The sequence below is a fragment of the Lysinibacillus sp. NPDC093688 genome (assembly GCF_050280145.1).
GTDB lineage: Bacteria > Bacillota > Bacilli > Bacillales_A > Planococcaceae > Lysinibacillus > Lysinibacillus xylanilyticus_B.
Genome location: NZ_JBNNUX010000016.1, coordinates 58,870 through 80,310, shown reverse-complemented (window position 1 = coordinate 80,310; position 21,441 = coordinate 58,870). Strand labels below are relative to the sequence as shown.

The window sequence follows — 21,441 nt, the reverse complement described above, 5'->3', positions numbered from 1 at the left end:
AAAACCATAACTTTCTTTTATGCTGTGTATTTGTTAATGTAAAAGAAAGGGGGCGGTAAAGATGAGAATTTTTGATGCACACTTTCATATTATTGATTTTGATTTTCCGATTACTGAAAATCAAGGATATGTACCACCTAGCTACGTTGTAGAAGATTACCAAAAAGAAACTGCGACTTATCATATTGTAGGTGGAGCAATTGTATCCGGTTCTTTTCAAGGTTTTGATCAAGCATATTTAGTGAATGCTTTAGAGAAAATGGGATCTGCATTTTGTGGTGTGACGCAGCTACCATTTTCGGTGACAGATGATGAGATTATGGATTTACATAAAAAAGGTGTACGCGCACTACGATTCAATGTGAAGCGTGGCGGCTCCGAAGATTTATCGAAACTCGATTACTTTGCGCGACGTGTTTATGATTTAGCTGGCTGGCATAGTGAATTATATATCGACGCAAAAAATTTGCCTGAAATTGCACCAACGATTGGAAAATTACCGGCGATTTCAATTGATCATTTAGGGTTATCCGAGGAAGGCTTACCGCATTTGTTAAGACTCGTTGAAAAAGGTGTACGAGTAAAGGCGACAGGTTTTGGCCGTGTTGAGCTCGATGTAGAACATGCGTTGAAATCTATTTACGCTGTCAATCCCGGAGCGTTAATGTTCGGTACAGACTTGCCGTCCACACGAGCAAAAAGACCTTTTGCTCATGCAGATATTGAACTGATTCAAGAATTATTTGATCCGATTTCAGCTAAAAAAATTCTTTATCAAAACGCGATGAATTTTTATTTTAAGTAAGTTTTTGAGTAGAAGTACTGTTTTCATGCATTCTAATGAAATAGTTAAAATAGTTAAATCCCTTTCACATTAATTGTGGAGGGTTTTTATTATGCGCTTTGAGAGTAATCGTGTTGGTCAACTCTAGGTAAGTCATTTCTTTCATGTAATTCTATGAAAAATCATTTGATTGCTACTTTATTCATTAAGCTAAAATGATTAGTATACTGATCTGAAGAAGCTTTTATCAAAATATGTTCAAAAAAAAGCAATGATTGATTTGTATCATTTTTTTAAAGGGACTAAACTTGGTAAAGTTGAAATAAAATAGAATTTTCACATTGAATTATACAAATTGTTGTGTTTAGCTGCCTCTTTTCCTGATAGATTAGTATGAATTTATCCCAAAATACACAATGACTAAAAAGTCAAATTTAAAAATAATCAAAATAATCGTAAGAAATCGAAAAAAATGATAAAGTTGCGTATTATAGCGGTTTTGTATAATAGACGACTGAATAATAGAATGAACGACTGTTGACTTAAAAAAGTTGCTAATGATATGTTAGTAATCACTCGAGGGGGAAAATGCTATAGCAAGAATAAAATGAGAAAGGATACTACTATGAAATATTCAAAAATCATAAGTATTATATTAACATTTACATTATTTATTAGCTTTGCGTTACCTCCTGTTTCATTAGCAATGGAACCAATAGATTTTGATGATAATGAGAGTCTTATTTCCGAAAATGAGTTCTTAGCTCCTCAACTAGATACAGAGGAATATAATAAATACATTTTTGATACTGAAAATTATCTGAATGAGCATCCAGTATTAAAAAGAATATTTGACTCATTTTCTGATGTTGAAAAACAGTATTTTTGGGATTCTATTAATACTGCACGTACTTCATTTGATACGGAATCACAGATATCTGACCAAACTTTTACGTCTCCAAGGGTTGCTCCCGTTGTTTGGTTTGTTGCAGCAACATGTGCTAGACTAGTTGCGAGTCAGATTCCGAAAGCTACTCTCAGATTTTCTGTACATGCAATTCAACGTGCTAACGAACGTCAACTTACATCTAAACAAGTAGCTGATGCGATTGTAAATGGTAGAAAATATATGGATAGATTTACACGAGCTAGAGTAGTTTATGATAAAGAAAGTAATATAAATGTAGTTTTTATTGGGAATTCAAAAGAGGTATCAACGATTTATAAACCGAGTACAGGTGAGATTGCTTTAAAATTTGTTAATAGTAACTGGTCATGGTAGGAGGTAGGAATGGCCACTTTATTCGATAGATCATACGGTGCTTCTAAATTAAGTCTTGAATTATTAAATATAGAAAGTGATTCTATTTCAAGTCATATAAAGATTATTCTCAATTGTGGTGAACATCAATTGGACTTTAAATTTCCCGTTCTACGGAGCGATCTTGAAACTTTAACTATACTAATTTTAAATAATTGGGATGAAATTTTAAGGGTCGGTGTATGGGACTCAACTGAACCTGCGTTTTCATTTTCACTTCAAGAGAATAATAGCGAGCTAGTTGACGAAAAGATTTATCAGTTTCAATTTTGGATAGATGCAGGCGAATTTTATTCACGTAGATGTACTCGTTCTGGTATTGGTATTACAATCTATCAGAATCGAGAAGCTATTGAACAGTTTGCTTTGCAGGTGAAAAACGAATTAAACTAAAGTGAAGCCGAGTTAACTCAAAAAAATTTGAGTACTCGGTTTTCTATTTATATGGATTGAACAGCACTACTTGTCATGTGAGCACTTAGTAAATTCTGGACGCAATTATGTCGAGGCATAAATTGATTATTCAATCGAGCCAGTTAGTTTAAACTTTGAGCATTCGTATTTTCTTTCATAATATCTTCCTTCTTTATGTTAGCAATAAATACACCTACTAAAGTAATCAAACCACCTGTGATGGCAGAAAAATGTGGTACTTCACCAAGCCAGATCCATGCGATAAGAAATGCGAAAACAGAGGTTAAATAAAGCGTACTTGTTGCTTCCGCTGCTCCTGTTCGTGATGTAACATAGGCTAGCATAAAATAGGGAATGATTGTTGGAAAAATGCCAAGATACAAAGTGACGCATGTAGCATTTAACGGCGCCTCCATAATGGCTTTACCTAGGCCAGGTGAGAATAATAACATAAAGATAGTACCTGACCAAATTGCGTACATCGTGAAGGGAAGAGCCCCGTATTTTTCTAGATAACGACGTTGAAAAACAAAGTAAACACTTTCTGAAAAGGATGCTACTAAAACTAGAATAATCCCAGTATTAAAAGCAAAGTCTTCAGTTGAACCTCCTACAGAAATAAATGCTACACCACAAAAACCAACAAGTGATCCAAGCCATCCCCATAATCCAAGCTTCTCACGATAAAAGAATACAGCTAACAAAGCAGTGAATATAGGGGTCGTTGAAACAAGTAAACTTGCAACACCAGCACTAATCGTTTGCTCCCCATAATTTAGTGCTACTTGATACACAGTGAATCCTAAAAAGCCAAGTAATAAAATAATAGGGATATCTGTTAGCGCAGGTAAAGGAGTTTTAGTAATAAATGCGATGATGATTAGTACGAATGAGCCGACTAATAAGCGTAAAAGTGATATATGTTCAGGTGAATATGCGGTCAATGCCACTCGTATTCCTGGAAAAGCGGATGCCCATAAAAGGATAGTTATGAAATGAGCAGAAATAATCTTTAGATCTAATTTTTTTAACATGAATACACCTCGTTTTACTTTCTCAATCCAACTAATCAAATTCTTGTTTTCAATATTAATAGGATTTTGGTAAAATTTCTCCAACAGGTTAAAATGAAAAATACCAACCAGTTTAACTTATTTCAGCGGGTATCAAACAACCGCTGAAATAGAGGAACTCAGTCAAAGAACGCTACGTCCTGTGGCAATGACTGAGTGACCAACATCACGTTGGCCCAAAGCCTCCGGCGGATGTCACGGAATCGGAAAGGAGTTCAATATAGGATGTTAGCCTAAAATCATCGCATCCATGCGATAACGGCTAACTGACCTGCATCGGTAAAAACGACACGTCCTGTGGCATTACCGAAATGACCGACATCGTGTCGGCCCTCGTGCAGGCCTAAGCACAAAGCCGATTCCGGACACAATTATGCCAAGGCATAATTGAACAATAAGGAGTACATATGAAAAAGCCAAAATATCAAATGATTATTGATTTTATAAAAGAGAAAATTGCAAAAGGGGAGTGGGCGATCGGCAGTCCCATACCAAGTCAACGTAATCTTGCCAACCAGTTTGAGGTTAATCGAAGTACAGTTATAACGGCTCTAGAGGAACTAATGGCAGAAGGACTCATTGAAGGTAAAGCAGGGAAGGAAACATTGGTCACCAATAATACTTGGACTTTGATGGGTGCAAAATCCTCGGCGAATTGGAATGAAAATGTCACTTTAGGAACGCATAAACCAAGCGTTTCTATGGTGCAGGAGATTAACGAAGCGGAATCGAATGCGAATCTTATTCAATTGAGTAAAGGGGAGTTATCACCAGAGATGTTCCCTTTAGAAGAGATGAAATCCGTTGTTCAAAAGGTTTCGAATCAATTGACCACTTTTGGCTATGAAGAGCCAAAAGGAAATATGAAATTACGCCAAGCCATTAGTGACTATTTAAATGTAAGAGGAATTCAAGCATCTCCGTCGTCTATCCTTATCGTTTCGGGTGCGCTCCAAGCTTTACATCTAATTTCAATTGGACTCCTGAAAAGAGGTTCAACGGTATTGTTAGAAATACCGTCCTACCTGTACTCATTGACAGTTTTTGAGTCTGCGGGTATGGAGTTGCAAGGATTAGATATGGACAATGAGGGTATTATCATAGATTCAATTTATCCGATAAAAGAAAAAGGAAAGAATATTTTATATACGATTCCAACCTTCCACAATCCAACAGGCGCCTTAATGCAAGAAGAGAGACGACAGAAATTAATTGCATACTGTGAAAGAGAGCAACTGCCAGTAATAGAAGATGATGTGTACCGTGATTTATGGATCGATAATCCACCACCTAAACCACTGAAAGCAATGGACCATTACGGAAATGTATTGTATGTGGGGAGTTTATCCAAAACCCTTAGTCCAGGATTACGAATTGGGTGGGTAGTCGGTTCGGAGTCAGTCATTAATCGATTAGCAGATTTAAAAATGCAATCCGATTATGGATCAAGTACTCTTTCCCAGCTCGTGGCAGCAGAGTGGCTATCAAGTAATCTATATGATGATCACCTTGATAAAGTAAGAGAACAACTTAAAATTCGTAGAAAAGTTGCGTTAGATGCACTGGATAAATATTTGAGTCCTTACGCTACGTGGGACATCCCGAAAGGTGGATTGTTCATATGGGTTAAAATAAAGCCTGAATTTAAAGTGAAAAGGCTATTTGAGAAAGCATTATCATGCAATATCCTTCTTAATCCAGGAAGTATTTATGCTGAAAAGTCAGGGTTGTTTATACGAATCTCCTACGGGTATGCTTCACTCGATGAAATTAAAGAAGGCATATACCAATTAAGTGAAATTATTAAAAATCAATAGATTGTAATGGAGGGGTTAAATGAAAATACTAAACAAATTGCCGAAAAGGAACCCAAATTTACATGTAGATTTAATTAAAAATGGCTGGATTCCGATGAAAGAACCAAAGAATTTAATAAGTGCTATATTGTTATCGATCCCATTAATGATGATCGCTTCAATGATTTCTATTGGGATAATAAATATTTTCTCCAGTATTTTTTTGAGTGATTTTGGATTTTCATCTGGTGCAATAACTATAACCATTAACTTTAGTATTATTTTGTGGCTAGTCTTACTAATGAGCATTCATGAATTACTACATTTGATATTCATTCCTAATTTTATGAAATCAGAAAAAACTTCTGTAGGGCTTACTCTGTTCGGTGCATTTGTAATTACGGAAGAAGAGATTTCAAAATCAAGATATATATTCATTACGGTTGCTCCTTTTATAATACTTTCAATAATTTTGCCACTAATTTTAAGTGTATTTGGACTATTAACGACGACATTAAAGTTCTTGGTCATACTAAACGCAATGGGATCGTCAGTTGATTTACTAAATCTTCTTCTTATAATGAAACAGGTACCGAAACATGCCACTTTAACATGTAATGGACCAAACACTTATTGGAAAAAAACGCAGACTGAACAAATAGGGTAAAGAATAATACCGTTATAGAAACATATGAAAGAGGAAGAGGAAATGAAATCGACCCGAATGTTTAGTATTTTAAATTTATTAGTTCATCATCAGAAACTCACAGCACAAGAACTGGCAGAAAAACTTGAAGTGTCGAAAAGAACTATTTATCGAGACATTGATCACTAAATTTAGCGGGAATTCCTATAGTAAGTTATCCCGGACAAGGTGGAGGCTTGGGGATTTTAGCCAACTACAAACTTGATAAAAAGTTTTTCTCTATTGATGAATTACAAACTATTCTAATCGGCCTTGACGCACTAAATAGTATAAATACAGAAAACAATATTCATCATCTTATTACGAAAATTGTGGAAAAAGATGAGCAAACGATTCTTGAAAATGCCGATATTGTCATCGACTTATCATCATGGTTCTCAGACAACAGCTTTCAAGATTACATCATACACTTTAGAAAAGCAATTAGAGCACATTTATTAATGGCAATTGAATATCAATCAAAGTCTGGCTATAGCAAAAGAACGGTTGAACCATATAAACTACTATTTAAATACTCTTCATGGTACTTATACGCTTTTTGTTTGGAAAGAAACCAGTTTCGTTTATTTAAACTGAAGCGAATTTTGTCTTATCATATTATGAATAAACCGTTCACTGCTCGAGAATACGAAATTTCAGATTCAATGCCTTTTTTGAGAATAACTATTTCAAGGAAAATGAAAATCACCATTTTACCATTTGTTTGATGTTGTACTGCAATATCAACAGGATGATGAAGCTTTTTTAATGGATACGATCGGGGTTCAAAAATTTCAATTTCATTCCAACAGATCAACAATAACATTTCAAACTTCCGATATAGCATGGGTTATTGATTTTGTCATTCATTTAAAAGACAAAGTGAAAGTGCTCGAACCGCCATTTCTTGTGGAAGATGTAAAAAACACCATTAAAAAAATAAGTAGTCTTTATGAAAGTTGACAGGTTTATGTCAACTTTCTTTTGTTATTCTTTTGAAAAAGGGGGATCATTCATGATGACAAGAGAAATAGCAGTATTTATATCCGATGGTTATGCCGACTGGGAATTAGGGTTTATTTGTCCCGAATTAAATAATTCAGAAGGGAATTTTAAAATTGTTACGGTAGCCTTAACGAAGGAAACAGTATGCTCCATGGGAGGGCTAAAAATTTTTCCGGACTATTCAATCGAGGGTTACTTAAAGAGGAACAATAATAACTTACATATGCTTTTATTATGTGGGGGGACGATATGGAAAGAAAATAACTATGAATTATCTGAAGTGAAAAAATTAGTTGATTATTGCCAACGTAATACTGTGTTAATTTCAGCAATATGTGATGCAACTACATATTTAGCTTACAATGGTTATTTGAATAAAGTAGAGCATACTGGCAACTCTCATGAATTTATTGTAAACAGTTGTCCAAATTATAGTGGAAGTAAGTTTTATATAGAAAAGCAATGTGTCAACATTGATGATTTCATAACAGCAAACGGGACTGCTACATTAGAATTTGCAAAAGAAATTATGAATCATCTGCAAGTACATTCAGAAGAGAAGATTCAAAAATGGTATGATTTCAATAAAAATGGTTTTTATGAAAAATAATATTTATAGTTTTTTTGCATATCGCGCTTACCAATTTTACTAACAATAAAATGGTCCTAAAACTCCTGTTTTACCAGGATTTTAGGACCCCTTTTTATTCCTATTTAGGCTAGACCTTTAATATATTTCGTAACATTCCCTAAGCAACAACTACCTTGAGGATTGTTTACTTCGCAGCCACAACGGTTTTCTTTTATGTTTGCACGAATATGTTCTAACGGATTAGGAGTGAGTTCATTTTCTACATAGTGTTTTATTTTGTCTTTAGTCCAATCAAAACAATAACAAACCGGTGTGCTTAAAGAGTCATCCTTTTGATGTACAGTTACCTTTATATCAGTTAGTGAGTACTCCTTATTATTCGTATCAAAATAAACGACATGACAATCTTTAGTAGAACAAAAATAGTGATTTTCCATAGCATTTATTGATCCTAATACAGATGGTTTCATCATGGATTTAATTGTTATTAGCTGTATGTTTTTAGCTTTATTTTTGCAAGAAGGACAAATAATCGTGTTTTCATTACTATTTTTTGGGGGGGTACTACAACAATTTCCCAACTTTGATTCACCTCGTACAATTTATTTTCTACCGCTAAATTTTCAGTAGTAGAACATTGGTAAGGACTCATAATAAATCTTCTATAAAGTATAAACCATGTACTAAGGCAAAAGGGGGAAGGGATTGCTTTATTATCAACAAGACAGTGAACATTCATAAAATGATTAAGGGCTAAAAGCTTTTTTGAAAATTATTAAACATTATATTAAAATGAAATTAATTCAAAAAAACATGAGAACTTTTTTAGGTGCTCATAAAATGAACTGCATCCCAATTGTTAGTTCGTACTAACTGGTATGCAGTTCAAATTGTCGTCTTGGTCTTATAAAAGAAAATACTAAAAGGTGATAAATTTTATGTTAGGATTTGAATGGTTCCCTAAAAGGTGGGGGAAAAGAAAAGTATCGGAACGTTTTCTTCAAGCAAAATTTACTGAAGAAGGTAAAGGGATTACGATTACTACATATGCTGTAGATTTATATGTACTATCTATTCCTTTAGAAGTGAAAAAATATAATTCACTTTAATTTCTGTAGAGTGTCAGCACATTTTGTTGACATTTTTTTATTTGAAGCTATTTTTAATGCTTTAGATAAAAATACAATTTCTTAATTTGAAAGGGACGTATTTAACTTCTTTCAGCCGATTCCGGACGCAATTCTGCCGAGGCATATTTGATATATGTTGTTTTTGTCTTAAAATGTGAAAATAAATAACAACCTATAATAACAATCATTCCTCCAATCCCTTGAGTCCAAGAGATGCTTTCTCCTAAAAACAAAAACGCTAAAAGTGCCGTGAAAATCGGGTTAAAATTAAGGAAAACACCGGATGTTGTAGCCCCTAATTTTTGAATACCAATGCTCCAAAGTACCATACAAACTACAGTGGAGATAAGCCCTGTATATAAAAGCGATAGAATAAATGAATGATTAACATTGGAAATGGTAAAATCCTTAACGTTAAACGGCAATAGTACAAGAAGTCCGAATATTCCTGAATACAAAGTAGACATTAGAGGCGAAGTAGTTTTTAATGCCCATTTACTACAAACGGAATAAATTCCCCATACACATACAGCTGCAATCATCCATAAATCACCCAAATTAAAATGAAAAGACAATAAGAAAGTGATATTCCCCTTTGATAGTACGAGAAGAACACCAAACAACGAAAATAGCATTGTAAGTGCTTGAAGTTTATTCATTTTTTCTTTTAGAAAAACAAATGAAAAAAACGCAATGGAAATTGTATTTAATGTTGAAATGAGACCAACATTCGTCGACGTAGTTCTTTCTAATGCTAAAAATTGAAAGATATTGAACAATACTACGCCTGTAATGCCCATTAAAAATAGAGGGAGAAGGGCAGCTCGAGAGGGAAACAGTTTTTTCTCTTTCCACCACACCATTGGAAGAAGGGCCGCAATGGCAATGAGCCACCTTAAGCTCGTCAATGTTAATGGAGAAGCATGGTCAACAAGAGATTTGGCCACTACAAAATTGCCTCCCCAAAGTAAACTAGTTAAAAGCATTAATAAAACATATACATTCGTCAAATCACTATCTCTCCTTTGATTGTCTTTACGTACAATCAAGTTACATTTAATAAAAGAATCATAACACTTTTACGTTTTTCGCAGTATAATATTTTGTGAGGTTACTGAAAATCAAAACAATAGAAAGAAAAATAAAGATTTACAGAATAAAATTAATAATAGCTGTCGGATGTGGCTATAATTTCGAATAATAAAAGGAGAGAAAATTGCATGAGAGATGTTGAAAGAAAATTATTAGATCGTGTTGATACTCAAATACTAGATATTTTGCAGAGAGAGGTTCAGATAAGTAATGCAGAGATAGCGAGACGTGTTAATTTGTCTCCGCCGGCAACCCACACAAGGATAAAACGTTTAGAAAGTGAAGGATTTATTGACAAACAAGTTGCGATTTTAAATCCTGAGAAACTGGGATTTGATTTACTGTGCTATGTTTTCATGAGTACCAATATTCATCAAGCTAAGGAATTAGAAGCTTTGGAAAATACCTTGAAAACAATGACCGAAATATTAGAATGCCATTGTTTAACAGGAGAGTATGATTATCTTTTAAAGGTCATTATTAGAGATCGAAAAGAATTAGATAGCTTTATTAGAAAATTAAATAGAATGGGCATATCCCGTATTCAAACTAACTTATCTTTAAGGGAAATTAAATATTCTACAGTCTTACCGATATCAGAAGATAAACAGTAGAAGTTCTTCAGAACAATATCGATTATTAGCTTCGTCACAAAAATAGTTTAGGTCAAAAACTCTAGCATAGAAAGTATGAAAATTATAGGAGGCATTATGAAAACATTTATATATATGGTACGTCATGGAGATTCACCAAAAGACGGAAATGAGAGAACGAGAGAATTGACTGAAAAAGGTAGATTAGATGCTCAAAGAATAACTGATTTTCTACAAAAAGAAGGGGTTGAGACTGTTATTTCAAGCCCGTATAGTCGTTCAATCCTAACTGTTCAGCAAGTAGCTAATCAAATAGAAAAAGAGGTAACTGTATTTGAAGATCTAAAAGAGCAAATATTTATTGCTGGAGATAAGCGAATCTCTGACAAGGAATTATTCCCTTTATTACAAAAGTCATTTTCTGATCCAACCTATGCTTTAGAGGGAGGCGAGTCAAATGCTGACTGCCAGAAACGTGCTATAAAAGTATTAAAAGAAATAATAAACACCTATCAAGGACAGAAAGTAGTAATTGGCACACATGGGGCTATAATGACTTTAATGATGGGGTTTTATGATAGTAAATTCGATTTGAACTTTTTATTACATACAACAAAGCCCGACATATACAGAATGGAATTCAATGGGCAAGAATTGGTCGATGTAGAAAGATTATGGGAGATTTGAGAAGAGTGTTTTTAAAGATGTAATTCACCTTAATCTGTAGAGACTAATAGACATTTATAGCTTTGGTATAAGTGATAATGTACATTACACTAAAAGAGTAAATTGATTAAATAACTGAAAACTAAACAATGGATTAGTAGAGGTGTAGATTATATGGAGGACAAACTAAATAAGAAGTATGAAATTATAAATAATATTCATAAACAAATTAATAAAAATAGATATATTTTAGGCGTTGCTGCAGGTTCTGGAATGACAGCTAAATACGCAGAACAAGGTGGCGCTGATTTTATTTTAGCTCTAAATTCAGGAAGATTCAGATTAATGGGTGTAAGTTCATTAGCTGGTTTCTTACCATATGCAAATAGTAATGAAGTTGTTATGGATTTTGCATGTAAAGAGATCGTTCCTATGATAAAAAAAATTCCTGTTTGTTTTGGTTTATGTGCAACAGATCCAACAATTGAATTAGATAGCTATATCGATTTAATTCAGAAAAAGGGATTTGCAGGCATCAATAATTATCCAAGTATTGGTCTGGTAGATGGGCTTTTTAGAGAAGCTTTAGAGGAACAAGGGATTACATATAAAAAAGAGATAGAAGCTATTCGTATCGCTAGTGAAAAAGGTTTGTTTACTGTAGCTTTTGTATTTAACGAGGAGCAAGCGATAAGTATGGTAGAAGCGGGTGCAGATATTATTTGTGTTCACTTAGGTTTAACGAATGGTGGATCACTAGGCGCTAAAAAGATTTTATCTTTACAGGCGGCCAAAAGGATGGCGCATACTATTTTTAATAGATGTAATGAACTGAATCCAAACATTATTAACATGATTTATGGAGGTCCGGTTAATAAACCAATAGATGTTCAGTATATGTACGATGATACTTCTATTATGGGTTACATCGGAGGTTCTGTTTTTGAAAGGATTCCAAATGAACAAACGCTCATACATATTACGAAATCATTTAAGCAAACGAACGATTTTCAGTTAGATGAATTAATTAGTAAAATTACTGATGGTTTAGGAAGCCAAGATGATTATATTAATTTTACAAAGAAGTATATCAGCTTACATTATATGGACGAAATTTCGTTGAATGAGGTGGCGGAAATAGTAAATTTGTCTCGCTCTTATTTAAGCACATTATTTAAAAAAGAGATGGGTATTTCATTTACTGAATATCTTATTAACTTTCGGCTTAATCGCGCAATCGAAATACTGAGATTGGAAAAAATACCGCTGAACAATATTGCCGAAATGGTAGGTTATCCGGATTATACTCAATTTAGTAAAATATTTAAAAAATATAAAGGCGTGTCACCTAAAAACTATTTAACTTCTTTCAGCAAACCTCTTTTGTAGCGAAAGCAAAGCGTCAGCTACAGAAGTCTCCCACCGCTATAGGTGGTGAGACGAATGCGGATTTAATCTACTTTTCAGCGGGTGTCCAAACACTTGCTGAAAGAAATTAAAGCCTCCGGCGGATGTCATGGAATTGGAAAGGAGTTCTTAGGGGATGTTAGCCTAAAATCATCGCATCCATGCGATAACGGCTAACTGACCTGCGTCGTGCAGGCCTAAGCATAAAGCCGATTCCAGACGCAATTATGCCAAGGCATAATTGATAAAATAACAAAGAGACAATTTTATAGAACAAAAACACATTAACTCTCCCAAAAGAAAACGTTATTATGGAATGGAGTAATAAATGTAATCGCTTTCTTATATGATTATTTTGACGATTTAAAGATCAAGAAGGGAGAAAGTTGATATGAAAACAATTGCTTTGGCTGGAACATTTGATTCAAAAGGAAAAGAATATTTATATGTAAAAGAGTTGATTGAATCGTTAGGTTTCAATACTTTTACGATTCATACTGGTGTTTTTAATCCAGCATTTGAGCCTGACGTATCAAATGCTGAAGTAGCGGCTGCAGCCAGAGAAGATATACAAGAAATTGCAGCAAAAAAAGACCGAGCAAATGCAACCGCAGTTCTTGCAAAAGGGATGAAAGTGCTTTTGCCGAAATTGTATGAAGAAGGTAAATTCGACGGCGTATTGTCCTTTGGAGGTACTGGAGGGTCATCTATTGTAACAACTGGTATGAGGGCATTACCCATTGGTGTTCCTAAAGTAATGGTTTCAACTGTCGCTTCTGGTAATACAGAGCCGTATGTAGGTACTAGTGACATCATTATGATTCCTTCAGTAGTAGACGTTGCTGGTTTAAATATAATTTCGACTAAAATATTTACAAATGCAGTATTTGCAATTGCAGGTATGCTCAACTTTGACAATAAAACGATCGTAAAAAAGAAACCACTTATTGCTGCAACTATGTTTGGTCTGACAACACCTTGTATTAATCAGGCTAAAGATTTCTTTGAAGCTAGGGGATACGAGGTATTAATTTTCCATGCAACAGGTGTTGGCGGTCGTACAATGGAGAATTTAATAGCAAATGGATTTATAGATGGTGTCCTAGACATAACGACTACTGAATGGGCTGATGAGTTAATTGGAGGTGTCTTGAAAGCGGGACCGCATCGTTTAGAGGCAGCCTCCAAAAAACAAATTCCTCAAGTTGTATCAGTGGGTGCAATAGACATGGTTAACTTTGGTCCATTTGATTCTGTCCCTGATAAATTTAAAGGACGAAAATTTTATAAGCATAATCCAACAGTTACTTTAATGCGGACATCGGTTGAAGAGAACAAGCAAATAGGTGAAGTAATTGCAGAAAAATTAGCTTTAGCTAATGGATATACAGCATTATTTTTACCGCTAAAAGGGCTCTCAGGTCTTGATGTTGAAGGGCAGCCTTTCTACGGTTTGGAGGAAGATCGAATGTTATTTGATACATTAAGAGAGAATCTTGACCAAAGTAAAGTGGAAATGATTGAAATCAATGCGGACATAAATAGTGAGGAGTTTGCACTAGCCGCAGCGGAAAAATTGATTGAATTAATAGAAAATAAGGAGAGGGAAAACAATCATGTTGCAGAGAAAAGAAATATTGAAACGTTTTAAAGAAGAAGTCATTAAAGGAAATATTCTTCTAGGTGTTGGTGCTGGCACAGGAATTACAGCTAAAAGTAGTGAAGCCGGTGGAGCGGACATGTTAATTGTCTACAATTCGGGGCGTTATAGAATGGCTGGACGTGGTTCCCTAGCTGGATTATTATCTTATGGTGATGCCAATCAAATTGTAGTTGAGATGGGTAATGAGGTATTACCAGTTGTAAAGGATACTCCAGTACTAGCTGGTGTTAATGGAACAGATCCTTTTAAAGTAATGGAAGTTTTCTTAAAGCAGCTGAAAGATCAAGGATTTAGTGGCGTTCAAAACTTTCCTACAGTTGGTTTAATTGATGGTGTTTTCCGTCAAAATTTAGAGGAAACAGGAATGGGCTATGATTTAGAAGTAGATATGATTAGAAAGGCACATGAATTAGATTTACTAACTACTCCATATGTCTTCGATGAAGAGCAAGCAAAGAAAATGGCTGAAGCGGGTGCAGATATTTTAGTGGCCCATATGGGATTAACAACAAAAGGAACGATTGGTGCACAAACTGCATTAACTTTAGATGACTGTGTCGATCGAATCCAAAAAATTATTAATGCGGGTAAATCTATAAATCCTGATATATTAGCAATTTGCCATGGAGGTCCAATTGCAGAACCAGAAGATGCTGCTTATATTATTGAAAGAGTAGATGGAATTGTTGGATTCTTTGGTGCTTCAAGTATTGAAAGATTTGCTGCAGAAAAAGGAATTAAGGAGCAAACTGAAGCTTTCAAGAGCATAAAATAATTAGCTTTTAAATATGTTTTCTATTACGATTACCTGAGTCACTCATAAGTAAAAATGAGTGACTTTTTTGTTTTCTATGGAAACCTTTTTCTATACGGGGTTCAGAAAGAATAAGAGAACTGTAAGCGGTAGTGCAGGAATGGGAGGTTGATAGACTTTTCAGTAAATTTTAGCAAGGGTCAGAACCCCAACTTTCAAGGAGCAGACCAAACCACCAGTTAGTAGCGAAAGCAAAGCGTCAGATGCTACCACCTCTATAGGTAATGAGATGAATGGGAATATAAGTTACTTTTCAGCGGGTGTTCAAACCCGCCGAAAAACCGCGTTGTTTATCTACACTACAAATCAGTTTGAGTTAACCTTTAATGGTTTGCAATTAAAACATACATATTGAGAAGAAAAAGAGAACAAGTGAACCACCAGATTTTTTTGAATATAATATTTGAAACTAAAAGAATTAGGGAGATGGTGTAGTGAGTGAAATTGATAAACGCAACAGATTAAGCGATGAACCATTTGCTTATCATATAACGAAAAAAGGAACGGTAGTAATAGATTACGAGGGTAAACAGATTAAAATTGTAAAAGAAAGAGAGGCCGAGCGTCTTATCGCAAGAATCGTTATTGTTAGCTAAAATTACAGGGAATTTTAAACGTGGAAACGAGAAACTTGGAAAAAATAAAAGAAAGTAATCTAAGACTTTACTTCGAAGTTTTATAACGTGATGTCGCTCTACTATTTAGACGTAATTGGATTATAGAAAAATGGATTGACCCTATACAAAATGACCAGGACTCTCTTAATAAATGAGATACTGGTCATTTTTTTTATTCACCTTGTAATGTTTTGTATAGATCTTTCTTTCATAAAAAAGCTTTGGGCAAAGGGGATCAAACATATAGTAGTTAGAATCGAAAAGAACTTGAACGAATTATTCATTTACACAGGTAAGTGAAGATTTGAAAGAAAATGTGCAGTAAGGTTAGATGGAAATACCGTAGAACTGGTAAATCACCTACAGTACATAGTTTGTTATCTAGATGAATTAAATTAACCTGTTTAAAAGATAGACCGTATAAGGGGTAACAAGAAAAACAGCTGAATAAAGACCAGGAGTATATGTCTTTAAAATAATTGTTTGTATGATGTGCACAAGATTATGAAAGAGAACGAAACATAAAAAAGATATAAATAATACTGCTGTCCAATTATTATCTATAAATTGAACTTTTAAAAATACAATACTTGAAGTTGCTAGAAAAATAAATACATCTCTTTTAGCAAATGAATGTGAATTGATATTCCAAAACTTCCAAATTAGTAGTTTCAAATTATTATTAGTGTTTTTAACTAGATAATTTGTTTTCTGAGACCAGTTTTCAACAGTTATTATTTCTTCAAAATCATGAAGCATAAAAACAATAACGAAAAGCCATAGTGCGTTATGTAATTCAATCTGAAACATTCGAAGTATCCTCCATAATTGAAATAAATAATGTGTACTTTTACATTAGCATTAATTGCAAGAAATGTTCAAGGATACGTTTGAATTAAACGATTTATTGTGATGAGTGAATGTACAATTTTTCTTAGATAGCTCATTCTAAACAATATGGGGAAGATGAAAAGATATGATTTTTAAGTCATATAACTTAGTGCTATGTCTATTTCATAAATTCTAATAAAAATATTATGAAAAAAGGGGAAGGGGTGATCAAATGAGATTTAGTAACTTTCAAAGAGGGTTAAGTGGAGAAACAGGTGCCAGTGGAGAGATAGGTTATCAAGGAAAAACAGGATTACCTGGTTCGACAGGTCTCCCAGGGTTAGTAGTAGAGACGGATTCAAACGGCTTGCAAATAATAGAGGGGAGAATTGGAGCAACAGGAGCAACAGGTCCAACGGGAGTTCAAGGAATAACAGGTGCAACAGGAGTGACAGGCTCAACGGGAGTTCAAGGAATAACAGGCACAACAGGATCAACGGGAGTTCAAGGAATAACAGGTTCAACAGGAGTAACCGGCACTACTGGTCCAACAGGTACGAATGGTCCAGGACGAATGGAAGTTTTCCTAAGTTCGGATCAATCAATTGCAAACAATGATTTTATTGGGATTGGGAGTTCCTCAGCTTCATTCATTAAAAATACATTTGTAGTTCCTCAAAATGCAGTTATAACAAGTTTAACTCTTAATATACGAGATCATAATTTAACTGCTGGAGATATTGCATCTGCACAAATATATTTAAGCACAAATTGTGGTTTTACTGCCCCGATAGCTACGGGTATTATAGCAACTATTACAGGACCAAGTACATCTACCTCACCAAATTGCTGTGCAACTACAACGTCAAATTTCCCAATAAATAGTTGCACTCTTCTATCTGTAGAAATAACAACTTCAGGTAGCTCTTTATCAAACGGTGTATCTGCAACTATTCGATTTAATTTGCCTTAATGAAATAAAAACAGTCCTTTCTAAATTTGAAAGGACTGTTCAATATAAGTGAACTATTTTAATAACATCATGGATCAGTAAGGTTGTAGAAGTGATGAAACGAAACGGGGATTGGGATTAATCGAAAGAACTCTGCAAAATTTTCTTGTTAGATCCTGTTCTTTTGCTTTTTACCAGTTTCAACACCTAATTCATAAATAAAGAGAATCATAATAAAGAATAACACAATTTTTATAGTAGAGTTAGCTGACCACAAGCCCAAATAATACAAGAACACAATAAGGATAGATAAAAAAGTTTTAACAATCTTAAGAGTCATTCTAATACCTCCTACTATTTGGATTGATGATTTTGGGATACACCTACTAAACTTAAAGGTTAGTTAGATCACGAAACGTAAAGCAACTATAAAATGCAAGCCTATTACTAGTTAAAGAGATTGGAAAGAATTTGAACAAAGTAGTAATTATGCAGAGGGGAAGTAAATAGTTGAAAGATATTGTTCAGCAAGGAAGAGTGAATTTTGCTGAACAGTACGTTAAATATGATGAATAATAATTTTACTAATCCAAACTCCAAAGATAACCCAAACAATTATAAAAAGAATGCCAACAAACCAATTTTTTGGCTTTTCACATTGTTTTAACTCTTCAGCAGTTTCTTTGTGATCCTCAATCACATGTGGCGGAATTAATTTTAAAGCTAATATAATTCCTAAAGGTACAATTATCAAATCATCAAAAAACCCTAGAATAGGAATAAAATCTGGAATTAAATCTATCGGGCTAAAAACATAAGCAACTACAAGAATTGCTACAAGCTTTGCATACCATGGAGTTCTTGGGTCTTTATAAGACAAGTAAAGTACAAATAAATTTTGTTTTAATTTTTTGGCAAAGGCTTTAAACTTTGATAGTAAATTGCTTCTCATTGAAAAAATATTCCCTCATTCCTAGAAAGTATAAATTATAAAAATGAATCGGGGAATAGAAATACTTACCGAACAATTACAGTGATAAGTTGGCGGATGGTATACTAGTATATCGTAGTATGAGATAAGGAGAATAACTGTGAATAAATTTAATAAGACGTTAACATATGTTAATGAATTACTTTATGAACCAAATCATTTAACTATAAAAAACATCCATGAAGAAAATCAAAATTCAGATTATGGCGGCGGGGTATTTCAGTTAAATTCTAAATCGATTAGATTTAGAGTCGCAAAAACAACACCTACCAAAATAGGACAGTTTGTTTCCTTTTGGGAAAAGGATGAAGCTAATAAAAATCAAGCATTTTCATATGACAATGCCACTGATTTATTGGTAATAAACACTTTTCATCATAATGGTGATTTTGGCCAATTCGTTTTTCCAAAAGAGGTTCTTTTAAAACAAAACATCCTTAAAACTGCTAATACAAAGGGGAAAATGGCAATTAGAGTTTATCCTAGTTGGGATACTCCCACTAGCAAACAAGCGAAAGCAACACAAAAGTGGCAATTACCATATTTTTTTAATGTAAACGATACTAATAGTTTACCAATACTCGAGCTATTAAAATTATACTCCAACTAATATTAGATCGCTTTAACTGTGGCATTCAAATATGAACTGTACACTTTGTGGAGTAATTGAAAGAAAAAGTGCAGCAACATTAAGAAAAGCGTTGCTATAATGCAGCGCTAAGTTTTTGTGATTAATACAGATAAACCCTTATGTTGATAGTAAAGGAGATTTTAAAACGTAATGGTCATTCGGGTTTAATGACCATTTGTATGACCAGAAATTGTTCAAGTATGGATCCCTAAAATTCGCTAAGGATCCAATAGAATGTTCGGAAATAAAAGAAGTTGTACATAAAATGATAATATAGAGTTAGATTTTAGTATTTTTAAATTCCATTAACAAAGCACGTTCATTATTAATTTTTCTAACTTTTGTAAACCCGCATTTTTCGTAACATCTAATAGCTCTTTCGTTAGAAACTTCAGGGTCTAATATGATAATTTCGGCGTCAGTAATTTTAAAAATGAGTTCAATAAATTTACTAACCATAATTGTTCCATAGCCTTTATTAAACAGTTTAGGGATACCGATAAATTGGTCAATTCCAAAAACCACTTGATTGTTCAAATAGCCTAATTCTTTTAGTTCTTCAGTAGGAAGTTTATAGTATTGCATAAATCCTATTGGGGAATCGTCTAACTCAACAATAAAGGGGAAAACTAGGATTTCACCACGAATGCGTGGTTCATATTTTTTCCTTACTTGTTCTATTGAAAATGGTGAATTGATATCCCCATAAAATTCTAAAACTTCTTTCGTACTCAACCATTTAGCCATTAAACCATAATCATTATCAGTCATTTTCCTAATGTATATATTGTTGGTATCCAAAATATGTACCCCTTTCAAAACTTCTAGTATATCTTAATATAGCAAAATTGGTCCTTATAGTACTCGAACAATGGGACGCTATGAAATGGTCGAAGTTTCTAAGTTATTGAACCAAAGTAAATGAAGTTTTCTGGCCAACAGGTTATACTCATCAAACCACTCCGCAACGATTTACTTATGCAACCTCAAACGGTAACTTGACTGGTTCATTAAAGAAAGCTGGTATTAATGCTTAAGTAGATAGGCAGGGTTTATTCCCTGCCTATTTTAAATTTAGATCAACCACTTTATCTGTGATTGGGAAGTTTCTGGATGATATCAGAATATATATTCATTTTTGTATTAATATTTACCCGTTCATTTTTATCATCGTGGTAACCTGTTGTAGCTGTACCATCATTGTTCTCAAAAAAGATTACACTACGATGATCATAAGCCTCCATGATTGGGTCTGTATCTAAACTCATTTCGGGTGAAACATCCCCTGCTGCTAGAGATGTCTTTCTTTCTGTCCGATATAACTGTCCAATGGCTATTGCTTTGCCATCTTTGACTTGTACAAATGTATAAATTCCATCATTAAAAAAGTAAGTGTCTGCTCTTCCTGCAGGAAACGTATATTGGTGTAAACGATAACCATCTAATGTACCAAGTGTTTTGAAATCTGTGTTGATTGGTAATGCGATAGCGGCTTTACGCGCTGCTTGAAGGTCATCTTGATACAGTAATTTCGAATCAAACGAATAGTCTTTTGAGTTAACAAAAACAAATTTGCGAATGGATTCAAATTGAACGTTGTACCCCAAGGTTTCAGAGACAAATCGTATAGGAACAAGAATACGGCCATTGCTATTTTGAGCAGGTGTATCCATTTGTATAATTTTACCATTTTTGTAGGCAGTTTTGCTATTTGCACTTATTTTCAAATAATCTCCATCTTTATTTTGAACTGTGGCAACTCTAGTCGTAGGGTTAAAACTATAGGAAAGACCAAGAGATGCAAGCGCTCGGATAGGGACAAATAGACGATTATTATTCATCAGAGGATGTACATCCATCTTTATAAATTCACCATTAGCAACAACTTCTATTGGTCTAACATTCTCTTCTGATAGTGGTCCTGCGCTTGCATGTGAATAATTGAATAACCCTAAACTTAACGCCAGTATTAAGCCTGATATAGATTTCTTCATTTTGTATCTCTCCAATATTTTAGTATTTGCCAAATGTCATGTCGTTTTTAATGGCATTATCACAAGCACTATGGATAGTACGAAAATCGTTAAGACAATCGCTTATCTTTTTTTATTTGCTGCATTGTAAGAATTAGTCCTGTTAAACCAACAGTTAATGCAGGTCCAACACTAATTATAAAAAACCGCCACACACCTGTGTACAATGATACTGTTAGAAAAATAATAGGTAAACCAATTAATGCAAATAAAGAAGCGATTAAGGCGATTTTGTTATTTTTTTGCATTTGTGAAACCTCCTTATAATTTACAAATTTATTAAATTGTATCACAAATAACCTATTTTTTGATTGTTAGAGGAATAGTTAAGGGTATACGTGTTTGGAAAAA

At 33.9% G+C, this 21,441-nt stretch carries 25 protein-coding genes and 1 pseudogene; 18 read left to right on the top strand and 8 right to left on the bottom strand.

What is annotated here, in order from left to right; translation table 11 throughout:
• The first annotated feature begins 61 nt into the window (after nucleotides 1-61).
• The 3 genes from ACQKN2_RS14085 to ACQKN2_RS14075 all read left to right on the top strand — a co-directional run bounded on the left by ACQKN2_RS14085 (nucleotide 62) and on the right by ACQKN2_RS14075 (nucleotide 2,498).
• A complete protein-coding gene (locus ACQKN2_RS14085; RefSeq protein ID WP_427415500.1) occupies nucleotides 62-805 on the top strand; it encodes an amidohydrolase family protein in 744 nt (247 codons plus the stop codon).
• Between the two features lie 604 nt (nucleotides 806-1,409).
• Complete coding sequence (locus ACQKN2_RS14080; RefSeq protein WP_427415499.1) at nucleotides 1,410-2,066, top strand: hypothetical protein; 657 nt, start codon at nucleotides 1,410-1,412, stop codon at nucleotides 2,064-2,066.
• 9 nt (nucleotides 2,067-2,075) lie between these two features.
• Nucleotides 2,076-2,498, top strand: coding sequence for a hypothetical protein (locus ACQKN2_RS14075; RefSeq protein ID WP_427415498.1), 423 nt, complete (start codon nucleotides 2,076-2,078; stop codon nucleotides 2,496-2,498).
• Between the two features lie 143 nt (nucleotides 2,499-2,641).
• Here ACQKN2_RS14075 and ACQKN2_RS14070 read toward each other — a convergent pair whose 3' ends face one another.
• Nucleotides 2,642-3,553 carry a DMT family transporter gene (locus tag ACQKN2_RS14070; protein WP_427415497.1) on the bottom strand — a complete coding sequence of 304 codons (912 nt, stop codon included), beginning with the start codon at nucleotides 3,551-3,553 and terminating at the stop codon, nucleotides 2,642-2,644.
• A gap of 446 nt (nucleotides 3,554-3,999) precedes the next feature.
• Here ACQKN2_RS14070 and ACQKN2_RS14065 point away from each other — a divergent pair, with 446 nt between their 5' ends.
• From ACQKN2_RS14065 to ACQKN2_RS14040, 6 genes are read left to right on the top strand one after another with little or no spacing between them, the layout of a single operon-like run.
• Nucleotides 4,000-5,409, top strand: a complete 1,410-nt coding sequence (locus ACQKN2_RS14065) for a PLP-dependent aminotransferase family protein (RefSeq protein ID WP_427415496.1) — start codon at nucleotides 4,000-4,002, stop codon at nucleotides 5,407-5,409.
• A 19-nt stretch (nucleotides 5,410-5,428) separates the two neighbouring features.
• Nucleotides 5,429-6,055, top strand: a complete 627-nt coding sequence (locus ACQKN2_RS14060) for a DUF3267 domain-containing protein (protein WP_427415495.1) — start codon at nucleotides 5,429-5,431, stop codon at nucleotides 6,053-6,055.
• A gap of 42 nt (nucleotides 6,056-6,097) precedes the next feature.
• The gene (locus ACQKN2_RS14055) at nucleotides 6,098-6,223 is read left to right on the top strand and encodes a helix-turn-helix transcriptional regulator (protein WP_427415494.1); all 126 of its coding nucleotides are present in this window, start codon (nucleotides 6,098-6,100) and stop codon (nucleotides 6,221-6,223) included.
• Nucleotides 6,224-6,270: 47 nt separating this feature from the next.
• Nucleotides 6,271-6,801 carry a helix-turn-helix transcriptional regulator gene (locus ACQKN2_RS14050; protein ID WP_427415493.1) on the top strand — a complete coding sequence of 177 codons (531 nt, stop codon included), beginning with the start codon at nucleotides 6,271-6,273 and terminating at the stop codon, nucleotides 6,799-6,801.
• Between the two features lie 40 nt (nucleotides 6,802-6,841).
• Nucleotides 6,842-7,036, top strand: a complete 195-nt coding sequence (locus tag ACQKN2_RS14045) for a WYL domain-containing protein (protein ID WP_427415492.1) — start codon at nucleotides 6,842-6,844, stop codon at nucleotides 7,034-7,036.
• A 52-nt stretch (nucleotides 7,037-7,088) separates the two neighbouring features.
• Nucleotides 7,089-7,688 carry a DJ-1/PfpI family protein gene (locus tag ACQKN2_RS14040; protein ID WP_427415491.1) on the top strand — a complete coding sequence of 200 codons (600 nt, stop codon included), beginning with the start codon at nucleotides 7,089-7,091 and terminating at the stop codon, nucleotides 7,686-7,688.
• A 104-nt stretch (nucleotides 7,689-7,792) separates the two neighbouring features.
• Here the strand turns inward: ACQKN2_RS14040 and ACQKN2_RS14035 are convergent, their stop codons facing one another.
• A complete protein-coding gene (locus ACQKN2_RS14035) occupies nucleotides 7,793-8,251 on the bottom strand; it encodes a putative iron-sulfur cluster-binding metallochaperone (RefSeq protein ID WP_427415490.1) in 459 nt (152 codons plus the stop codon).
• 357 nt (nucleotides 8,252-8,608) lie between these two features.
• On the opposite strand from ACQKN2_RS14035, the gene ACQKN2_RS14030 reads away from it, so the two are divergent.
• Entirely contained in the window at nucleotides 8,609-8,779 is a 171-nt protein-coding gene (locus ACQKN2_RS14030; RefSeq protein WP_427415489.1) for a hypothetical protein, read from the top strand.
• A gap of 101 nt (nucleotides 8,780-8,880) precedes the next feature.
• On the opposite strand, the gene ACQKN2_RS14025 is transcribed toward ACQKN2_RS14030, so the two are convergent.
• Complete coding sequence (locus ACQKN2_RS14025; RefSeq protein ID WP_427415532.1) at nucleotides 8,881-9,786, bottom strand: DMT family transporter; 906 nt, start codon at nucleotides 9,784-9,786, stop codon at nucleotides 8,881-8,883.
• Between the two features lie 234 nt (nucleotides 9,787-10,020).
• On the opposite strand from ACQKN2_RS14025, the gene ACQKN2_RS14020 reads away from it, so the two are divergent.
• From ACQKN2_RS14020 to ACQKN2_RS13995, 6 genes and pseudogenes are all read left to right on the top strand, one after another.
• Nucleotides 10,021-10,506, top strand: coding sequence for an Lrp/AsnC family transcriptional regulator (locus ACQKN2_RS14020; protein ID WP_427415488.1), 486 nt, complete (start codon nucleotides 10,021-10,023; stop codon nucleotides 10,504-10,506).
• A gap of 96 nt (nucleotides 10,507-10,602) precedes the next feature.
• Complete coding sequence (locus ACQKN2_RS14015; RefSeq protein WP_427415487.1) at nucleotides 10,603-11,172, top strand: histidine phosphatase family protein; 570 nt, start codon at nucleotides 10,603-10,605, stop codon at nucleotides 11,170-11,172.
• A 153-nt stretch (nucleotides 11,173-11,325) separates the two neighbouring features.
• Nucleotides 11,326-12,540: a phosphoenolpyruvate hydrolase family protein gene (locus ACQKN2_RS14010; protein WP_427415486.1), complete on the top strand. Its 1,215-nt coding sequence runs from the start codon at nucleotides 11,326-11,328 to the stop codon at nucleotides 12,538-12,540.
• Between the two features lie 409 nt (nucleotides 12,541-12,949).
• Entirely contained in the window at nucleotides 12,950-14,209 is a 1,260-nt protein-coding gene (locus ACQKN2_RS14005; RefSeq protein WP_427415485.1) for a Tm-1-like ATP-binding domain-containing protein, read from the top strand.
• Nucleotides 14,175-14,996 carry a phosphoenolpyruvate hydrolase family protein gene (locus ACQKN2_RS14000; protein ID WP_427415484.1) on the top strand — a complete coding sequence of 274 codons (822 nt, stop codon included), beginning with the start codon at nucleotides 14,175-14,177 and terminating at the stop codon, nucleotides 14,994-14,996. Before ACQKN2_RS14005 ends, ACQKN2_RS14000 begins: the two co-directional genes overlap by 35 nt.
• A 473-nt stretch (nucleotides 14,997-15,469) precedes the next feature.
• Nucleotides 15,470-15,689 (top strand): annotated as a pseudogene (locus tag ACQKN2_RS13995) (hypothetical protein).
• Between the two features lie 353 nt (nucleotides 15,690-16,042).
• Here the strand turns inward: ACQKN2_RS13995 and ACQKN2_RS13990 are convergent.
• Nucleotides 16,043-16,462: an HXXEE domain-containing protein gene (locus ACQKN2_RS13990; RefSeq protein WP_427415483.1), complete on the bottom strand. Its 420-nt coding sequence runs from the start codon at nucleotides 16,460-16,462 to the stop codon at nucleotides 16,043-16,045.
• 253 nt (nucleotides 16,463-16,715) lie between these two features.
• Between ACQKN2_RS13990 and ACQKN2_RS13985 the strand changes: the two genes are divergently transcribed.
• Nucleotides 16,716-17,456, top strand: coding sequence for a hypothetical protein (locus ACQKN2_RS13985; RefSeq protein WP_427415482.1), 741 nt, complete (start codon nucleotides 16,716-16,718; stop codon nucleotides 17,454-17,456).
• 538 nt (nucleotides 17,457-17,994) lie between these two features.
• On the opposite strand, the gene ACQKN2_RS13980 is transcribed toward ACQKN2_RS13985, so the two are convergent.
• Nucleotides 17,995-18,387, bottom strand: a complete 393-nt coding sequence (locus ACQKN2_RS13980; protein ID WP_427415481.1) for a YkvA family protein — start codon at nucleotides 18,385-18,387, stop codon at nucleotides 17,995-17,997.
• A gap of 139 nt (nucleotides 18,388-18,526) precedes the next feature.
• Between ACQKN2_RS13980 and ACQKN2_RS13975 the strand changes: the two genes are divergently transcribed.
• Nucleotides 18,527-19,036, top strand: coding sequence for a MepB family protein (locus ACQKN2_RS13975; RefSeq protein ID WP_427415480.1), 510 nt, complete (start codon nucleotides 18,527-18,529; stop codon nucleotides 19,034-19,036).
• A gap of 300 nt (nucleotides 19,037-19,336) precedes the next feature.
• Here the strand turns inward: ACQKN2_RS13975 and ACQKN2_RS13970 are convergent, their stop codons facing one another.
• From ACQKN2_RS13970 to ACQKN2_RS13960, 3 genes are all read right to left on the bottom strand, one after another.
• A complete protein-coding gene (locus ACQKN2_RS13970) occupies nucleotides 19,337-19,858 on the bottom strand; it encodes a GNAT family N-acetyltransferase (protein ID WP_427415479.1) in 522 nt (173 codons plus the stop codon).
• Nucleotides 19,859-20,145: 287 nt separating this feature from the next.
• Nucleotides 20,146-21,051 (bottom strand): copper amine oxidase N-terminal domain-containing protein, encoded by a 906-nt coding sequence (locus ACQKN2_RS13965; protein WP_427415478.1) that lies wholly within the window; start codon nucleotides 21,049-21,051, stop codon nucleotides 20,146-20,148.
• Nucleotides 21,052-21,140: 89 nt separating this feature from the next.
• Nucleotides 21,141-21,338 carry a hypothetical protein gene (locus tag ACQKN2_RS13960; protein WP_427415477.1) on the bottom strand — a complete coding sequence of 66 codons (198 nt, stop codon included), beginning with the start codon at nucleotides 21,336-21,338 and terminating at the stop codon, nucleotides 21,141-21,143.
• Nucleotides 21,339-21,441: the final 103 nt, after the last annotated feature.